The following is an 18,244-nucleotide window of genomic DNA, read 5'->3' as shown; positions in this document are numbered from 1 at the left end:
CAATCGCGCAGCGTCCCCAAGTGTGTCTGCTAGTATCGCCGCTCACCTCTGCGGTTCCGGGCATGCCTGCGCCTGATTAATATATATGAAGCTATTAACTTTCAGCACTTTATACCCGAATTCGGAGCAGCCGAATCACGGCATTTTCGTCGAGACCCGCCTGCGCTACCTGATTGCCAGCGGCAAGGCCGAATCACGCGTGGTGGCCCCAGTGCCCTGGTTCCCCTCGCGCGATCCCAAATACGGTCCCTACGCCCAGTTCGCGCGCGTGCCGCGCCATGAAGAACGCAATGGCCTGTCGGTGGACCATCCGCGCTACCTGGTGGTGCCACGCATCGGCATGAACATCACACCCTTCATGCTGGCCCAGTCGGCCAAAAAGGCCATCGGCCGCATCCGCGACGAAGGCTACGACTTCGACGCCATCGACGCCCACTATTTCTATCCTGACGGCGTCGCTGCCGTCATGCTGGGAAAGTATTTTAATAAGCCGGTGGTCATCACCGCGCGCGGTACCGACATCAACCTGATTCCCCAGTTCGCTTTGCCGCGCAAGATGATCATGTGGGCCGCCGAACGCGCCAGCGGCATCGTGACCGTTTGCCAGGCACTGAAGGAAGAGATCACCGGACTGGGCGTGGTCAACAAGAACATCGTGGCGCTGCGCAACGGCGTCGACCTGCAACGCTTCCAGCCGACCGACCGCGCCGCCGCACGCGCGGCGCTGGGCATCACGGCGTTCACCATCCTGTCGGTGGGCCTGCTCGATCCCCGCAAAGCCCACGATATCCCGATCCGTGCGCTGGTCGAGTTGCCCGACGTGCGCCTGATGATCGCCGGCTCCGGCCCCGACCTGAAAAAACTGCAAGACCTGGCCGCGCAGATTGGCGTGAACGACCGCGTAACCTTCCTCGGCCCCATTGCACAGACGGCCCTGGCGCAGTATTACAACGCCGCCGACGTGCTGGTACTCGCATCGTCGCGCGAAGGCTGGGCGAATGTCCTGCTCGAATCGATGGCGTGCGGCACGCCAGTCATCGCCAGCAATGTCTGGGGCACGCCGGAAGTGGTCAATGCGCCGGAAGCTGGCTTGTTGATGGACGAACGCACGCCGGCCAGCCTGGCCGCCAGCGTGCGCCTGCTGCGCGCCAACTACCCCGATCACGGCGCCACGCGCCGCTACGCCGAGCGTTTCAGCTGGGACGACACCACCCAGGGACAGATCGCCCTGTTCCAGCAAGTCATATTGGATAAAGCTGCGTGAGGATTCTCTACCACCACCGGACCCGTTCGAAGGACGGGCAGTACGTCCATATCGAAGAAATGATCAACGCCCTGCGGTCGCTCGGCCATGAAGTGATCATCGTCGCACCGCCCAGTGCCGAAACCGAATCGTTCGGTTCGGACGCCGGCGCTGTCGCCCTGTTGAAACGCTACATGCCAAAATGGTGCTACGAGCTCATCGAGCTGGCCTATTCGGCGGTCGCCTACCGGCGCCTGGCTGCCGCCGTGCGCCAGCATCAGCCGGACGTGTTGTACGAACGCTACAACCTGTTTTTACCGGCCGGTATCTGGCTGGCGCGCAAGTACAAGTTGCCGATGCTGCTGGAAATTAATGCACCGATCCTGGAGGAGCGCGCCAAATACGACGGTCTTTCCTTGCGGCGCCTGGCGCGCTGGTCGCAATCCTATGCCTGGAAAAACGCCGACCTGGTGTTGCCGGTCACCCAGGTACTGGGCGACATGGTGCAGGCCTATGGCGTAGCGGCCGAACGCATCGTCGTGATCCCGAACGGCATCAATGGCGACCGGTTCGACGGCAACGCCGACGTCGCGGCCGCCAAGCGCGCACTCGGACTGGAGGGGCAGCTTGTGCTGGGCTTTACGGGTTTCGTGCGCGACTGGCATGGCCTGGACAAGGTGATCGAGCTGATCGCCGATGACCCGCCCGATGCATTGCGCACCCTGCTGGTGGTCGGCGACGGCCCGGCGCGTGCGGCGCTGGAACAGCAGGCAGCCAAACTGGGCATTGGCGCACGCGTACACTTTACGGGTATCGTCGAGCGCGACGACGTGGCCAAATATGTTTCAGCGTTCGACATTGCGCTGCAGCCGGCCGTGGTCGACTACGCCTCGCCTTTGAAACTGTTTGAGTATTTGGCGCTCGGGAAGGCGATCGTGGCGCCGGGTCAGCCGAACATCCGCGAAATCCTGACGCACGAAAAAAATGCGCTGTTGTTCGATCCTGAGCATCCTGAGCAGCTAGCCGCGTCGATCCACCGGCTGTGCATCGATAGGGCGCTGCGCCTGCACGTTGCGCAAGGTGCGCGCGATGCGATCGTCGAGCAGCAGCTCACCTGGAAGGCCAACGCCCGCCGCGTTGTCGAATTGTTCAGCAGCCTGGAGAAGCGCCATGCGTGACTTGCTGTTGTTCGCGATCATATTTGGAACGATTCCGTTCATCTTCAAGCGTCCTGCCGTCGGCGTCATCGTCTTCACCTGGATCAGTCTGATGAATCCGCACCGGCTCAGTTACGGCGCGGCCTACGATTTTCCATTTGTCGCGCTGATCGCGGGCGTCACGACACTGGCGGTGCTGCTGACCAAGCAGCCAAAAGGCTTTCCGCGCACGCCCGTGACAATACTGCTGCTGGTCTTCACAGCGTGGATGACCTTTACCAGTTTCTTCGCGCTGGAACCCGGCCTGGTCTGGCAGGAATGGAACCGCGTTATCAAGACCATGTTCATGGTGTTCGTGTCATTCATGGTGCTCAATACCGAGCGCGATATTAAGCAATACACATGGGTCGTGGCGCTCTCGATCGGGATCTACGGCCTGAAAGGTGGGCTGTTCGTGCTGGCGTCAGGCGGCAACTTCAAGGTGTATGGCCCCGACGGCAGCTATATCGCTGAAAACAATGCGATGGCGCTGGCGCTGGTGGTGACGCTGCCGTTGATCTGGTACTTGCGCAACCAGGCCACCAACAAGCTGGTATCGCTGTTCATGCTGGCCATGACGATCTTCACGGCCATCGCTGCGGTCGGATCGTATTCGCGCGGTGCGCTGGTCGGCGGCGGCGCCATGCTGGGCTTCCTCTGGCTCAAGAGCAAAAACAAGGCAGCCACTGGCGTGGCCGTCATCGGGATGATCGCGCTGGTATCGCTCGTCATGCCCGCGCAATGGTTCGAGCGTATGGATACGATTGGCGAATACAAAGAGGACGGATCGGCCATGGGCCGGATCAACGCGTGGCAATTTGCCATCAACGTGGCCACCCATAATGTGCTGGGTGGCGGCTTCAACGTGTTTTCAGTGCGCCAATTCGCCATCTACGCGCCCAATCCGCTCGACTACCATGTCGCCCACAGCATTTTCTTTCAGGTACTCGGCGACCATGGTGTCGTTGGTCTGACGATGTTCGTCGTATTGATGCTGTGCGCGTGGCGCACCGGCACGCGGGTAGTCAAATTCTGCGCCGATGCCCCGGAATTGAAATGGGCGTCGGACCTGGCCAAAATGGCCCAGGTTTGCATCATCGGCTACGCGGTCAGCGGGGCCTTCCTGTCGCTGGCCTACTTCGACTTGTACTATGACATCATCATCATCCTGGTGGCGCTGGAGAAGCTGCTCCTCCTGAAACGCGACAAGGCAGGCCAGCCTATCCCGTATGTCCCGCAAGCGGCGCGCGTGGACATCAAGCGGCGTAAAGGCTTGCGCGGGCTTCTCGACCACATACTTTGAAACGTGCCGTATTACTTATGAAATCGTCCCTTGTCCAGAGTGTGTTTTCGTTGCTGTCGCCTGCCGGAACGGGAGGGCGCCTGTCTGTCCTGCTGTTCCACAAGATTCCGACTGTCGCCGATCCGCTCATCGCCGACGAGCTGGACCTGGCCGGCTTTGAGCAGATCCTCGACTTCCTGGTTGTCAATGCCAATGTGATGCCGCTGCCGGCAGCGACCGCGGCGCTGCAGGCTGGCAAGCTACCCAGCCGCGCCATGGCGCTGACCTTCGACGATGGTTACGCGGAGTGGCTCGACAACGTCAGTCCGGCACTGCGCAAGCGCAATTTGCCGGGCACGTTTTTCGTCACCACTGGACAACTGGACGGCGGTGCCTTGTGGCACGAACGCATTGTCGCGGCCGTACGGGCCCTGCCCGACAGCGGTTTCTTGCTGCCCTACGGCTTTGGCAAATACACCGATCTGGGCCAACCGGGTACGCGCCTGCGCCTGATTGAAGAACTGCAGGGACGCCTGAAATACGCGCCTCTGGCAGACCGGGTCGGCGCCATCGAAGTGCTGGAGGCGCAAGCGCGCAGCACCATTTCGCTGCCGCGCCCATTCAATACGGACACCGTGCGCACGCTGCACAACCAGGGTTTCGACATCGGCGCCCACACGGTTCATCACCCTATTTTGAACGAATGCACGCGCGCTCAGGCGCGTGCTGAAATTGGCAACTGCAAAGAAGAACTGGAAGCGATCATCGGCGCGCGCGTGCATTCATTCGCCTACCCGAACGGGCGTCCCAACGAAGACTACGGGCCGGAACACGTGGCCATGGTGAAATCGCTCGGCTACACCTCGGCCGTCACCACCAGCAGTGGCGTGGCGACGCGCGACAGCGACATGTTTCAGTTGCCACGCTTTACGCCATGGGGCCGTTCCAACAACCGCATCGCCTTTCAGCTGGCGCGCAATATGCGCACCCGCGCCATGCCACTGGCGAAAAAAGCGGGCGCCGCCGACGATACCAGTAGCGACGGCACCGACGTACGCTGCCTGCTCATCGCCAGTACATTTCCACCGCTGCATGGCGGTTCGGCAGTCGTCTACGACAACTTGTGCCAGTTCATGCCGCCCGGCAGTATCCGGGTACTGACGGCCAAAATGAATTACCTGACCAACCAGCCTGTGCCAGGCTGGCGTGCGTTCGATGAAGCCGCCGGCTATCCGATCGATCGCACCGACTTGCTGCGCCCCCTGATCGCGACGCCGCCAGCCAATATTCTGGTGTCGGTATGGCGCCTGTTGTTCCAGGACTTTCCGCTGTATGCCAAAGCGCTGCTGGCGGCGGCGCGCATCGTGCGCCGGCACGACATCAATGTGGTGTGCGTCGGCGAACTGGTGGCGGGGAGCTGGCTGGGCCTGGCGCTGCGCAAGCTGTACAACGTAAAATTACTGGTATATGTGCACGGCGAAGAAATCACGACCGAGACTGGCGGACGATTTTATGGCAACAAGCGACGCCAGTACCTGCACGCGGCCGACAAGATCGTCGCCGTCAGCGCCTTCACGTGCGATGCGCTCACGCGCCTGATGGAGGTGCCGCCCAAGTCGATCGTCCTGATCCAGAATGGGGTCGATACGGCCCGGTTCACGCCCGGCCCGCGCAACCCGGACATGATCGCGCGACACCGGCTGGCAGGCAAGAAGGTCGTCGTCACGGTGGGCCGCATGGTGGCGCGCAAGGGCATTGACAAAGCCGTCCTGGCAATGGCGCAGGTGGTGCGTCATCGCCAGGACGTGCACTACCTGATCATCGGCGACGGCGAGATGCGCGCCGAAATCGAGCAAATCATCGCGCGCGCAAACATGGGGGAGCACATCACCCTGGTTGGCAAGGTCACCGATGCCGAACTGGTGGATTACCTGCGCTTGTGCGACCTGTTCCTGATGCCGAATCGCACCATGCCGGATGGCGATACGGAAGGCTTTGGCCTGGTGTTTCGGGAAGCGAATGCCTGCCGCAAACCTGTCATCGGTGGCCGCGCCGGCGGTGCGGTCGAAGCGGTGCTGGAGAATCAGAGCGGTTTGCTGGTCGACGGTAATAACATCGACGAAATTGCCGCAGCCATCGAGCGAGTACTGGGTGACGACGCGCTGGCCGAGCACCTGGCGGCAAACGGATTGCAGCTGGCGCTCGACAACAACACCGCCGCCGTGGCGCGCCAGTTTGTCAAAACCTGTGAACGGATGTTGAGCGAATACGCCCGTTGACGCTGGACTAGCCGGCGCCGCCGACCGGGCGCAATTTCAGGCGAACCAGCAGACCGGCGCCCAGGTGGTGCACTTCATCGACCAGCGCGTGGCGCGTCAGGCGCAGCGCACCATACCAGGCCAACACCAGCGGCAACGCCATCACCAGCAGCCGCGTCGCACCCGGCGCCAGCGGCAGCACGTGTTGCAGGGCGAAGCAGGTCAAGCCACATGCCAGCGCGACCGCCATGCTCGGCGCCAGAGCATGCACCAGCCGGCCCATACCGAGATGGCGCCGCTGCTGCCACCACATCACCGGGGTTGCTGCCAGCGTTGCCAGGCAGATCGCCCAGGCAAAGTTGACCAGGCGCCCGTCATATAACACGTAACCGAAGCCGAGCCGGCTGACCAACATGACCAGCACCGGCAGCGCCCCCAGATAGGGCCGCCCGAGTGCAATGAGCGCGCTGGGCGTGTAATGGAACACCATCGCCACCGCAGCGGACACGGTCAACGGCAGGATCGCCGGCACGCTGTCGCGCCATCCCTGTCCATAGAGCGCCAGCACGATATCCGCACCCAGCAGCGCGGTACAGGCAAACGCTGGCCAGGCCACGCCGGTCAACAATGACGTGGCGCGTGCCACCACCGGCGCCAGCGATTCGCCCCGGTGATGCGCCTGCGACAAGTACGATACCGCGCCATAGGTGACGGTGGAACCGGCCACGTAGCCAAAAATTGACACGGTGGAATTGGCCCGGCTGAGCAGACCCACCAGGCGCGCATTGCCCAATTTACCCAGCAGAAGATCGGGAATCGCGTTGTTGACGGCAGTGGTGCAGTTGACCAGCAGGGTGCCAAGGCCAAAGTGGACGATTGCCCGCCAATGCGCCAGGCCGGGCAGCCATGGCGTGCCTGGCGGCCGCAGCGGCAACAGCGCCAGCGCTGTCACCACCAGGCTGACCAGGTTGGCCCAGGCCAGGCTCATGGTGCCGAAACCGAACGTTGCCAGGGTCAGGCAAACCGTGCAATACGTGATGGTACTGGCGGCGCTGACGAGCGCCTGCTTGTCGGCGGCAAACCGCCGCACCAGCAGTGAATTGGTAATCGAACCGAACGGAATAATAAAGAACCCCAGCGCCAGCACGCGCATTACAGGGGCCATGCCAGGTTCGCCGAACCAGCGTGCCAGCGCACCGCTTAGCGTGAACAGCAGCACGCAGATGGTCCACGACGACGCCAGCATGACACCGATGGCCGAGCGCATCTTTTCGACCGTCAGGTCCGGTTCGCGCTGCACATACGAGGCCACGCCGAAATCGCGGAAGATGTGCGCGACATTGACAATGACGACGGTCATCGAAAAGACGCCGATTTCACCCGGCGCCAGCAGCCTGGCCAGAATCACGCTGACAAGGAATTGCAGGAAGGCCGCGCCCGACGACGAGAAAAAATTGATCACCAGCGAGCGGCGCAGCGTTGCCATAGTCAGTCCTGTAATTGCCCGCGGAGAAGCCAGCGATTTTACACTGCCCTCCACCCCGGTAACACTTCAGACCTTGGCACTTGTTTAATTCACCCTGCCAAGGTATCTTGCCTTTCTTTGCGTCACTGATACTCGGAGAGTTTGTGGATTCTACCGCCCCCTCAATCACGCTGGTGATTCCAACCTTCAACCGGGGCAACCTGATCGCCGCCACGCTTGACAGTGCGATCGCACAGGCGGTTTCCTTCCTCGAAATCATCGTCGTCGACGATGGTTCACGCGACGACACGGCCGCTGTTCTGGCGCTCTATGCCGGCCGCGTGCAAGTGATCACGGTGGCAAATGGTGGCGTCCAGCGCGCGCGCAATATCGGTGTAGCAGCGGCGCGCGGTGAATTCATTGTCCTGTGCGATTCCGACGATTTGCTGGAACCCGGCTATGTCGCCGCCATGCAGGCGTGGCTGGAAGCCCATCCCGGGTGCGACAGTGTCTACAGCAACTTCGTAACGTTCGACGAACAAGGCGTCCACGCCGACAAATTTGCCGGTGCCCCGGTCACTTTTTTTGCCGGCGCCCGGCGCGACGGCGCCTTTTGGCATGCCATTCCCGACCTGTATCGGCGCACGCTTGCCTACCAACCCTTGTTTCCATCCGGGAGCCTGATTCGTCGCTCGGTGTACACGGCCATTGGCGGCTACGACCCGCAATTCAACGGCGTCGGCGCCGAAGACTACGAATTTACACTGCGCCTGATCGACCACACCGATATTGTCCTTTGCACCACACCACTTGTGCGGGTCCGCAAGCATGCTGGCAACGATTCGACCGACAACATTCGGCAAGTACGCGGCTGCGTGCAGATCCTCGAATTTGCCCTTGAGAAGCATCCCGGTGCGGCGCGGCATCGCGCGGCGATCCTGGAGAGTATCGATGTGCGCCGCCTCGACATTTTCAATGGCGCCTTCGCGCGGGGCACGTTCGATATCGCAGCCGACGCCCTGGCGCGCCTGCGCATGCGCCCAGCTAACCTCAAGTTTCAGGTCAAGGTCATGCTGATGAAGTTGCCGGCGTTTTTGCGCAGGCCCTTGTGGAAAATGACGCAATAAATAATCCGTTTTTTGTAATTGATTCCACACTTATTACCAACTTGCAACTCGTGCAGTCAAGGCAACGATATAATGGGTCAAACATTTCATTGCTTTCTGTTCCGAGAGTTTCCATGACCTGCCCCACCCATACCCTTGCAGCGATTTCACTGACGACTGCATCGCTGTCCCTTGCTGAACGCAGGGGGTGCCGTGCGTAGGAACATAGCGGTTTCATTCCTGCAAAAGCACTTGCAATTGTTAGTCAGTATCGGATCGGTGATGGTGCTCTCGCGCCTGATCTCTCCGGAAGAAACCGGCGTATTTTCAATTGGCGTCGCCATTGCGGCGCTGACCCATGCGGTTCGTGACTTTGGCGTCGGTAATTACCTGGTCAAGGAAGCGGAAATTACCCCGCCGAAGGTGCAAACCGCATTCACCATCTCGATGATGATCGCCATGGTGCTGTCGCTTGTGCTGGCGGTGGTGGCCATACCTGTCGCCAACTTTTACGGCAAGCCGGAAGTTGCCACCATCATCTGGATCACCACCGCTGGCCTGCTAATTTCGCCGCTGTCGACTGTTAATCTGGCGCTGCTGTTGCGCGGCAACCGATTCCTGGACATGCTCAAGATCAGCATGGCCAGCGCACTGGTCAACGCCGGCGTGGCGATCCTTCTGGCGTGGCTCGGTTTCGGCGCGAAATCGCTTGCCTTGGGACAACTGGCCAGTTCGGTCACGCTGGTGGTGGTATCGAATCTGCTCTGGACCGAACGTGGCCTGTACCGCTTTTCGTTACAGCACTATCCACAGATCGCGCGGTTTGGCATGCACATGACTGTGTTCGGCGTGACGGAGCAGCTGGGCGCCCGTGCGAGCGACCTGATCGTCGGCAAACTGGTGGGATTCAGTGCGGTTGGCTTGCTTAGCCGATCGGGTACGTTGATCACGATGGTGCAGGATTCGATCCAGAATTCCGTCATGCCCGTGGTCCTGACCAATATGGCTGGCGACGCGCGCAAGACCGGCAATGTAACGCCCCTGCTGCTCAAATCGATTCAGTACTTCACTGTCGTGTTATGGCCGGTTTTTGCTGTTGTCGCACTTTGTGCGCACGATGCCGTTCTGGTCCTTTTCGGTGCAAAATGGGTCGAGGCGGCGCCATTGACCAGCATCCTTTGCTGGGGCGCCGCGTGCGCAGCGCTGTCGTCACTGACCGGTACCATCTGCAACGCGACCGATCGGGCCGATTTGCTTTCGCGCTATAGCCTGGTGGCCCAATGTATCCGCATCACCCTGCTGCTGGCCGGCGCACTGACCGGCGACCTGCGCACTGTGGCGCTGGCGCTGGTCGCGGCGGAAGCTTTGCAATGCATCGCAGCCTATATTTTCGTGCGGCGTGCAGTCCAGATTCCGCTCAGCGCCGTCCTGGCCATGTGCTGGCGCAGCCTGATCGTTACCGTCCTCGTCAGCGCCGTCATCTGGGCCCTGACGACCTGGCTGGTCGCCATACCCCTGGTCCGACTTCTGATCACCGGATTGACCGCAGGCGTCGCCTGGATCGCCGCGGTGTTTATCGTCCGCCACCCTGCCAGCACCGAATTACGCATGCTGCTCGCCCACGTCATGACGCGCGTCCGCGCCAGCTAACTTGTCCTCTGCCATGAAAAACTGTTCCATCATCGTCAGTATCCTCAACTGGAACACCGCGGCCATGACCGCTACCTGCGTCGCGTCGGTGCTGGCCATGCGCCAAGGGCCGGACGTCGATCTGCAAGTGGTCGTCATCGACAACGGTTCCGCCGAGACGGACTGGATGACATTGAAGCAACTGGTCACCGACCCCGCCGTGAAACTGATCCGTCAGCCGGACAATCTGGGCTTCGCCGGTGGGCATAACGTCGCCATCCGCATGGCACTTGAACAGGATGCCGGCTTCATCTGGCTGGTCAACAGCGACTCGCTGCTGGAGCAGGAAACTTTGATGCAGCTGCTTGACCTGATGCGTAGCGACCCGGCCTGCGGTTCTGTTTCACCCGTCGTCACGGCCCTTCACAACGAGAACGCCATCGACTTTTGCGGTGCCCAGCACGACTGGCCCGCGCTCGACTCGGTACGCGCCGGATCTGTGGCACAAGCACGCGCCATGGAAGCGGCAAACGGTAAGGAAATGTGGCTCGCCGGCACGGTTGTCATGTTCCGGATGCAGGCACTGCGCGCAGTCGGCCTGCTCAATGAAAAACTGTTTGCCTATTTCGAAGATGACGATATTGGCGTACGCCTGATCAAGGCCGGTTGGTCGAACCGGATGGCGTTCGAGTCACGCGCGCGCCATGCGCAGCCAAACGTCAAGGAACGGCCGGCGCATTATTTCTACTTGATGAATCGAAATGCCCTGCTGTTTTACCTGGCGCACACGCCGGTGCAATTTCGCCGCCTGATTCACTATCGCCTGCTCGACCGCGCCGTGTTTACCGCTAACCGGCTGCGCCGCAAAGGCAAAAACGATCTTGCGCACGCGTGCCTGCTCGGCGCGATGGATGGCTTGCGCGGGCACGGTGGGCGGCCCGATCTGGCGCGTCAACCGGCTCTCTGGTTGCGGGTCCTGTGCAAGGTATTGTTGCTCAAACAGTACCGTCTGATTCTCAAGGTGGAACCGTAAGCCAGTTACGGACACAATGATTTTTAAAACGATAACGCCAGGTTTGCGAAAGCACTTTCAATGATTTTATTTTATGAGCTAACCCAGGCTGGCGTGTCACATGCGCCGTTCACCCGTGCGTTCCTTGAAACTGCAGCGCTGGCGTTTCCGGAACAGCAGCTGACGATTTTTGCCCAGGCTTCCCACTTGGAAGCAGCGCTGGGCCAGCTGGACGACGTACTCGCTCGTCGCCTCACAAGAATCGCATATCTCCCGCCGCAACTGAAGGCGCGCGACTTCCGGCGCCGCTTCATGTCCACGTTCGCAATGTTGCACAAGACCTGGCTGCCACTGGAAAAGCAGGCGCCGCAAGTGGTGTTTTTGAGCAGCGAACCCCATCATATCTGGGCCGCAAAGTGCTTCAAGATGCTGCATCCGGCCTTTCGCTGCCACATGGTACTGCACGGTGATCTGAACAGCATCCAGGCGCCGCGCGCGCGCAACCCCATGCTGCGCGGCCTCGATTACACCAGCGCCATCGGTACGCTACCGCTGCGCGATATCCGCTACATCACGCTGGAAACCCATATCGCCGTCAATCTTGCTCAACGCATTCCCCCGGCGACACCCGTCATCGACATGATTCGTCACCCCTGTATTGCGTCCGATACGCCTTGGCTTTCATCGTGCTTGCCAACGACGTCGATCCGGTTCGGCCTGCTCGGCATCGCCGGCCCATCGAAAGGACTGGACCTGTTTGCGAAGCTGGCCTTGCGGGTCAGCCGCGACCAGCCGTTCCAGCCAGACTTTCGCCTGGTCGGAAAACTTCAGCAAGACGCCAATACCCTCGATCTGAGCGGTATCAGCGGCCCCTTACCGTTTTCCCAATCGTGGCTAACGCGTGAAATATTCGAGACAGAGATTTGTGCGCTGCACTACGTCGTCTTGCCCTATAACATGAATTATTACGGCTTGTCGGCCAGTGGCGTGCTGCTCGACGTGCTGCGTTGGCGCAAACCCGTCATCGCGCTCGACACGCCTGTCATCCGCGAATTGGCCAACATGTTTGGCGATATCGGCTACATTTGCGCGGACGAGGCCGAGATACAGTCGACCGCCGAACGCCTGCTGCATCAATTCGATGCGCAACGCTACCAGCAACAACGGGAAAATCTCGACCGGGCCTATGCAAGCCGCCTGCCCGACGCGACAGCCCCGGCGTACCGCGCCATGCAGGAACGCTGCTGGTCCTAGCATCAAGGCCGGTTCGTCAGGCCACTACCGCTATTGCCTTACTCATATCGTAGAATTTTGCAGACCATGAAAACAGACCACAACGTCCTTGTCAGCATCTTGAATTGGAACACCTCAGAGATGACGGGGGAATGTGTCGAGTCCGTCATGAAGATGCGCGTCGATCCCGGTGTTAGCCTCACGATCCTAGTGATCGACAACGGCTCGGCGGCGCCAGACTGGGAAAACCTGCAACGGCGCCTGGCCAGGCTGAACGTCGAACTGATTCGCAACGACACCAATCGCGGGTTCGCGGGTGGACATAATGTGGCGATCAAGTTGGCTCACGAGCGTCAGATGGATTTCATCTGGCTGGTGAACAGCGATTCGCTGCTCGAAGCCAATACGCTGACTGAGGTATTAAAGGTGATGGCCGCCGATCCGCAATGCGGTGCCGTCTCCCCGGTAGTTCGGATCCTGGAAAACCAGGAAGAGATCGATTTTTGCGGCACGTATCACGACTGGGAAAACCTGACCTTCGTGCGGGCAAAAACGGTAGCGGAAGGGCGCCAGATGGAATCGGACCGCCCTATGGACATGTGGTTGACCGGTACCGTCGTCCTGTTTCGCATGGCTGCGCTGCGCGACATTGGAGAACTCAATGCCCACTTGTTCGCGTACTACGAAGACGACGATATCGGCATTCGCTTGGCGCGGAAAGGCTGGCGCAACCGCATGGCTTTCGAGACCAGCGCCCTGCACGCAACCCCACCCGCCAAGCAACGCCCGCCGCATTATTTTTATTTGATGCACCGGAATGCATTTCTGTTTTTTGTAGCGCACACCCCAGCAGCATACCGCGCCAGGCTGCGCTGGCGGCTGATGGACAAGGCAATGTTCACGGCAAACCGGCTACGCCGCAAGGGACTGGCCAGCAGCGCCGATGCCTGCCTGCTCGGTGCACTGGACGGCTGGCGCGGACAAGGCGGTGTGCCGGCGCTGGACCGGCGTCCGCCGCTACTGATGCAAGTGGCACGCAAACTGCTACTACTAAAACACGCGCGCTGGCTCGACAAAGTCGCCTGACGCTTACCAATATGCACCGATCCTCCAAAGCGAAAACGCCATGACCCGTCCCTCCGTCCTGATCAGTATCCTCAATTGGAACAACGCTGAAGAAACCATCCACTGTGTCGCATCGCTCGCTGCCGAGGTACATAGCGACTCTTTCGACGTAGAGGTGCGCGTGATCGACAATGGCTCGACGCTGGCCGACTACTTGGCCTTGCAGGAAGGCGCCCAGCGTATCTGCTTCAACATCACCCGCCTGGAACACAACCTTGGCTTTACCGGTGGCCACAATACCTCCATCGCGTGGGCGCATGCTCACAACTTCGACTATGTCTGGCTATTGAACAACGACGCCACTGTCCTGCCCGGTTGTTTGTCGCGCCTGGTGCGCGCAATGGAAACCGAATCGCGCATCGGTGCAGTGTCACCCGTGATTGAGCCGCGCGGCGGCGGCGACGCCATCGCCGCGTGGGGTGGCATGCATAACTGGGCAACGCGCGAGACTGTCTGGTTCAAATCAGAAGCACAGTCGCGCGCCGCGCACGTGGAGCACCCTGACGAATTGTTCGTTGCGGGCACCGCCTCGATGTTGCGCATTTCGGCGCTGGCGCAGGTCGGCGACCTGGACGACCGCCTGTTTGCCTATTACGACGACAGCGATATTGGCGTGCGCCTGGCGCGCAAGGGTTGGCGCAGCAAGGTGATATTCGACGCGGCCATCGATCACGGCTGGCGGACGATCGACCAGCTGCCAGACTATTTCTTTTATCTCTTTTACCGCAACGAACTCATTTTTCTGCATACCCACATGCCGGCCGGCCGGCGCCGCTTCCTCTGGGCGAAACTCGTTAACCAAGCGCTGTACAACGCCATTCGCTTGCCGCTGCGCGGCATGCACACTCAGGCCAAGGCGGCATTGCTGGGCATCTGGGATTTCATTATTCAGCGCCATGGCCGGCCCGACCTGGCCCGCAAAGTACCGTTCCTGATGCACGCCGCGTGTCGGTTGTCTATCCTGATGCACAAAGAACGACTAAAAGCATACAAAAAAACACTGATGGCGCAGCAGCTTAGCCAAGAATAATCTGGGCAGCACGTCTCGCTTACATCAGTCAAAACTAGTCAAGTCCAATGCAGTAGCTAGCTCAAGGCTCCCTGTAGAACGCTATTTGTGCAAAGAAGGACGCAAGGCAGATAATCCTGTCGCTAACGTTCAAGAAAACGCTTCCGCATCCGCCAGCAGCTTGCCCTGGCTATCCTTACCCGACAAGATCGGCGCACCGCTCAAAGGCCAGTCGATCGCCAGCGCCGGATCATTCCACAGCACCGCGCGCTCGTGTTCCGGCGCCCAGTAATCGGTATTTTTGTATTGCACTTCCGCATGCTCGCTGGTCACGACAAAGCCGTGCGCAAACCCTGGCGGAATCCACAGTTGGTGCCGATTCTCCGCTGACAGCTCGAGGCCAACCCAGCGACCGAAGAACGGAGAACTGCGCCGCATGTCGACCACGACGTCGAAGATGGCGCCGCTGCTGACCCGCACAAGCTTGCCCTGCGGCTGGCGAATCTGATAATGCAGGCCGCGCAACACGCCGCGCGCCGAGCGGGTGTGATTATCCTGGACGAAATTAACGCGCTGCCCGGTCAACTGCTCGAACGTGCGCGCGTTGAAACTCTCATAAAAGAAGCCGCGGTCGTCACCGAACACGCGCGGTTCCAGGACCAGCACTTCGGGCATCGCGGTAGGCGTTACTTTCATTTCAAAACCTCGTCTTGTGTACGTTGTAGTTGCGTGCCGACCAGCACTTCGCGCGCCGCCGGGTGACCCAGAAAACCGACCGGGCTGGCCGAGAGGCCATATGCACCCGACTGAAACACGACCACCAGGTCGCCCGGCACGGCGTTTGGTAACTCCATACGGTCGGCCAAAATGTCGAGCGGCGTACATAGCGGCCCCACCACCGAACACGTTTCCAGTGCGGTCGAGGCCATGCGGTTGCCGATGGCCACCGGATAATTCTTGCGGATCACCTGGCCCAGGTTGCCCGACGCCGCCAAGTGGTGGTGCATGCCGCCGTCCGTGACCAGGAATACCTGACCACGCGAGATTTTACGGTCCGTCACGCGCGCCACGTACACGCCCGCTTCACCGACCAGGTAGCGGCCCGCTTCGATCGACACCCGTGCGCCGGCCAGCTGGCCATGCAAGCGGGCCACGCACTGCGCCAGGTTGGCCCCGATGGCGTCGAGCGCCAGCGGTTGCTCGCCGGGGAAATAGGGAATGCCGAAGCCGGCGCCCAGGTTCAGCATCGACAGGGGCGCCAGCGCGTATTCGGCCAGTTGCTGCGCGAGTGCGACGCTGCGCGCGTGCGCCTCGATGATCGCGTCTGCCTTGAGACTTTGCGAACCGCTGAAAATGTGGAAGCCCAGCAGCGCAATGCCGTGTGCTGCGAGGCGTGCCATTGCGCCTGGGGCCTGTTCGGCATCGATGCCGAACGGCTTGGCGCCGCCGCCCATGCGCATGCCCGACGATTTCAATTCAAAGTCAGGATTGATGCGCAGGATGACGCTGGGCGCGACATGCAACTCACCGGCCAGGCGCGCGACGGTGTCGATTTCACGCATCGATTCAAGGTTGATGCAGATGCCGGCGGCGAGCGCCTGGCGCAATTCCGCGTCGGTTTTGCCAGGACCGGCGAAGGCGATGGCGGCCGGATCGCAGCCGGTGTCGAGCGCGATGCGCAGTTCCTGCGCAGATGCCACGTCCAGTCCGTCGACCATACTCGCCATATGCTGCACCAGCGCCGCCATCGGATTGGCCTTGATCGAATAGTGCAGGCGCACGGCCGGCGGCAACGCCGCCCGTACCTGCGCCACGCGTTGCGATAGCAGCGCGCGGTCGTAAGCGAAAAATGGCGTGCTGCCAACCCGCTCGGCCAACAGGGACAGCGCCACGCCGCCCACTTGCAATTCATTGCCAACGACCGCAAAGCCGGTTTGCGGCGCATGCACAGGTTTTACGGGAGTCATGCGGCGCTTTCGAACAGGTTGACGTACTCGGCGCGCAGCAGCTTTCGGTCCAGCTTGCCGTTGGGATTGCGCGGGAACGCGTGCGTCTGCACGACGATATGGGCCGGCACCATGTAGGCCGGCAGGCGGCGCTGGCATTCCTTCACCAGCGCTTGGGTCGCCAGCTCGGCCGAACCCACCGCCAGCAGCACGATGGCCTGGCCCAGCTCGGGATGCGGCACGCCGAACGCCGCCACTTCATCGACAAGGCCGCTGGCATGCAGCGCTTCCTCGATCTCGGCAGGACTGATGCGGTAGCCGGACACCTTGATCAGATCATCGTCGCGGCCGATGTAATACAGATAGCCATCGGCGTCGCGCCGCACTGTGTCGCCCGACCACACGGCCATTTCAACCAGCGCCAGCGCGCTGTTCTGGCCGGGCGCAGGTCGAAAGCGCTCGGCCGTCTTGGCCGGGTCGTTCCAGTAACCCAGCCCCACCAGCGCGCCGCGGTGCACCAGTTCGCCCGGCTCGTCATCGGCACACAGGCTGCCGTCCGGGCGCACCACCAGCACCTCGGCATTCGGAATGGCGCGGCCCATGGAGCCGGGCCGGCGGTCGATCTCGGACGGTGGCAGGTACGTCGAGCGGAATGCTTCCGTCAATCCGTACATCAGGAACACCTGCGCCTGCGGCAGCGCCGCGCGCAATGCCGCCAGCGTGGCGCCGGGCATGGCGCCGCCCGAATTGGTCAGATAGCGCAGCGTGGTGTCAGCCGGCCACGCGAGTCGCGCCAACTGGCCCCACAGTGGCGGCACGGCAGCCAGGCCGGTAATGCGCTCGTCGACGACCGCGCGCACGATATCGCGCGGGAACAGGTGATTCATCAGCACCACCGTGGCGCCACGATGAAAAGCGCAGGTCAGCTGCGACAGGCCGTAGTCGAAACTGAGTGGCAGCACAGCCAGGATGCGGTCAGGCGCCGTGATGTCGAGGTAGCTCGCGACGCTGACGGCGCCAGCTACCATATTGCGGTGCGAGAGCACGACGCCTTTCGGTTTGCCGGTGCTGCCGGAGGTGTACAGGATGGCGGCGACGTCGGCATCGATGACGCGTGCGGGCAGGTCACAGGGAACCGGCGCCGTATCCCATGCGGTGACAGGCAAGCTGGCCTCGAGCGCGTGTGCACCGGTGACGACGATCGCGCGCAGGTCCGGGCAGCGGGCCAGCAGCGGCGCCAGGGCCGGCAGGCGCTCGGGCGACGTTACCAGCAGGCGCACATTGCAGTCGTTCAGGATATGCAGCACCTGCTCGGGTTTGAGCAGCGGATTGACGGGCACGAACACGGCGCCGGCCAGGCTGGCGCCAAACATGGCCGCCACGTTTTCCACGCGCTTTTCCAGGTACACCGCCACCCGTTCGCCGCGCTGCACGCCGCGCGCCAAAATCAGCTGCGCGGCGCGCGTGACCTCGTCGGCCAACGTGGCGTAGTCGAGCCGGCGCGCGCCGTGTACCAGCGCTTCGGCGTGCGGCGTGCCGGTGGCGGCGTCGAACAGGAAATCGTGAACCAGAATGCTCATCAGAGTGTTAAATAACGCATACGTTCGGGGCAGGAGGCGGCCGCGCGAAAACGTGGCCGTAACAAGCCGCCATCTTACCATTCCGGGGCAAGGGGCGATGGGCGAATACTTTCAATTTAACTATGCCCTCGACCAATGCCGCAGGCTGTGCGTATACTCG

General features: G+C 61.3%; 14 protein-coding genes. 10 read left to right on the top strand and 4 right to left on the bottom strand.

The window, feature by feature from the left end:
* Nucleotides 1–85 precede the first annotated feature (85 nt).
* From V6M87_RS07655 to V6M87_RS07640, 4 genes are read left to right on the top strand one after another with little or no spacing between them, the layout of a single operon-like run.
* A complete protein-coding gene (locus tag V6M87_RS07655) occupies nt 86–1,264 on the top strand; it encodes a glycosyltransferase family 4 protein (protein ID WP_332876004.1) in 1,179 nt (392 codons plus the stop codon).
* On the top strand, nt 1,261–2,421 hold the full coding sequence (locus V6M87_RS07650; RefSeq protein WP_332876003.1) for a glycosyltransferase family 4 protein: 1,161 nt from the start codon (nt 1,261–1,263) through the stop codon (nt 2,419–2,421). The genes V6M87_RS07655 and V6M87_RS07650 overlap by 4 nt, the downstream gene beginning before the upstream one ends.
* Nucleotides 2,414–3,742, top strand: a complete 1,329-nt coding sequence (locus V6M87_RS07645) for a putative O-glycosylation ligase, exosortase A system-associated (RefSeq protein ID WP_332876002.1) — start codon at nt 2,414–2,416, stop codon at nt 3,740–3,742. The genes V6M87_RS07650 and V6M87_RS07645 overlap by 8 nt, the downstream gene beginning before the upstream one ends.
* 17 nt (nt 3,743–3,759) lie before the next feature.
* Complete coding sequence (locus V6M87_RS07640) at nt 3,760–6,000, top strand: glycosyltransferase (RefSeq protein ID WP_332876001.1); 2,241 nt, start codon at nt 3,760–3,762, stop codon at nt 5,998–6,000.
* A 7-nt stretch (nt 6,001–6,007) separates the two neighbouring features.
* Here the strand turns inward: V6M87_RS07640 and V6M87_RS07635 are convergent, their stop codons facing one another.
* On the bottom strand, nt 6,008–7,465 hold the full coding sequence (locus tag V6M87_RS07635) for an oligosaccharide flippase family protein (RefSeq protein ID WP_332876000.1): 1,458 nt from the start codon (nt 7,463–7,465) through the stop codon (nt 6,008–6,010).
* A gap of 143 nt (nt 7,466–7,608) precedes the next feature.
* Between V6M87_RS07635 and V6M87_RS07630 the strand changes: the two genes are divergently transcribed.
* The 6 genes from V6M87_RS07630 to V6M87_RS07605 all read left to right on the top strand — a co-directional run bounded on the left by V6M87_RS07630 (nt 7,609) and on the right by V6M87_RS07605 (nt 14,579).
* Nucleotides 7,609–8,571 carry a glycosyltransferase family 2 protein gene (locus V6M87_RS07630; RefSeq protein ID WP_332875999.1) on the top strand — a complete coding sequence of 321 codons (963 nt, stop codon included), beginning with the start codon at nt 7,609–7,611 and terminating at the stop codon, nt 8,569–8,571.
* Nucleotides 8,572–8,763: 192 nt separating this feature from the next.
* Nucleotides 8,764–10,200, top strand: coding sequence for an oligosaccharide flippase family protein (locus tag V6M87_RS07625; protein ID WP_332875998.1), 1,437 nt, complete (start codon nt 8,764–8,766; stop codon nt 10,198–10,200).
* A 13-nt stretch (nt 10,201–10,213) separates the two neighbouring features.
* Nucleotides 10,214–11,212, top strand: a complete 999-nt coding sequence (locus V6M87_RS07620) for a glycosyltransferase (protein ID WP_332875997.1) — start codon at nt 10,214–10,216, stop codon at nt 11,210–11,212.
* Between the two features lie 60 nt (nt 11,213–11,272).
* The gene (locus tag V6M87_RS07615) at nt 11,273–12,445 is read left to right on the top strand and encodes a hypothetical protein (RefSeq protein ID WP_332875996.1); all 1,173 of its coding nucleotides are present in this window, start codon (nt 11,273–11,275) and stop codon (nt 12,443–12,445) included.
* Nucleotides 12,446–12,511: 66 nt separating this feature from the next.
* Nucleotides 12,512–13,510, top strand: coding sequence for a glycosyltransferase (locus V6M87_RS07610; RefSeq protein ID WP_332876073.1), 999 nt, complete (start codon nt 12,512–12,514; stop codon nt 13,508–13,510).
* 40 nt (nt 13,511–13,550) lie between these two features.
* Nucleotides 13,551–14,579 carry a glycosyltransferase family 2 protein gene (locus V6M87_RS07605; RefSeq protein ID WP_332875995.1) on the top strand — a complete coding sequence of 343 codons (1,029 nt, stop codon included), beginning with the start codon at nt 13,551–13,553 and terminating at the stop codon, nt 14,577–14,579.
* 129 nt (nt 14,580–14,708) lie between these two features.
* On the opposite strand, the gene rfbC is transcribed toward V6M87_RS07605, so the two are convergent.
* From rfbC to V6M87_RS07590, 3 genes are read right to left on the bottom strand one after another with little or no spacing between them, the layout of a single operon-like run.
* Nucleotides 14,709–15,254 (bottom strand): dTDP-4-dehydrorhamnose 3,5-epimerase, encoded by a 546-nt coding sequence (gene rfbC / locus V6M87_RS07600; protein ID WP_332875994.1) that lies wholly within the window; start codon nt 15,252–15,254, stop codon nt 14,709–14,711.
* Complete coding sequence (locus tag V6M87_RS07595) at nt 15,251–16,525, bottom strand: pyridoxal-dependent decarboxylase, exosortase A system-associated (protein WP_332875993.1); 1,275 nt, start codon at nt 16,523–16,525, stop codon at nt 15,251–15,253. Before V6M87_RS07595 ends, rfbC begins: the two co-directional genes overlap by 4 nt.
* Nucleotides 16,522–18,084 (bottom strand): acyl-CoA ligase (AMP-forming), exosortase A system-associated, encoded by a 1,563-nt coding sequence (locus tag V6M87_RS07590; protein WP_332875992.1) that lies wholly within the window; start codon nt 18,082–18,084, stop codon nt 16,522–16,524. Before V6M87_RS07590 ends, V6M87_RS07595 begins: the two co-directional genes overlap by 4 nt.
* Between the last annotated feature and the right edge of the window lie 160 nt (nt 18,085–18,244).

It is taken from the genome of Massilia sp. S19_KUP03_FR1, from assembly GCF_036688685.1.
Taxonomy (GTDB): Bacteria; Pseudomonadota; Gammaproteobacteria; order Burkholderiales; family Burkholderiaceae_D; genus JALYUM01.
Note: the sequence above shows the minus strand (reverse complement) of the source record. Positions and strands in the feature narration are given on the sequence as shown.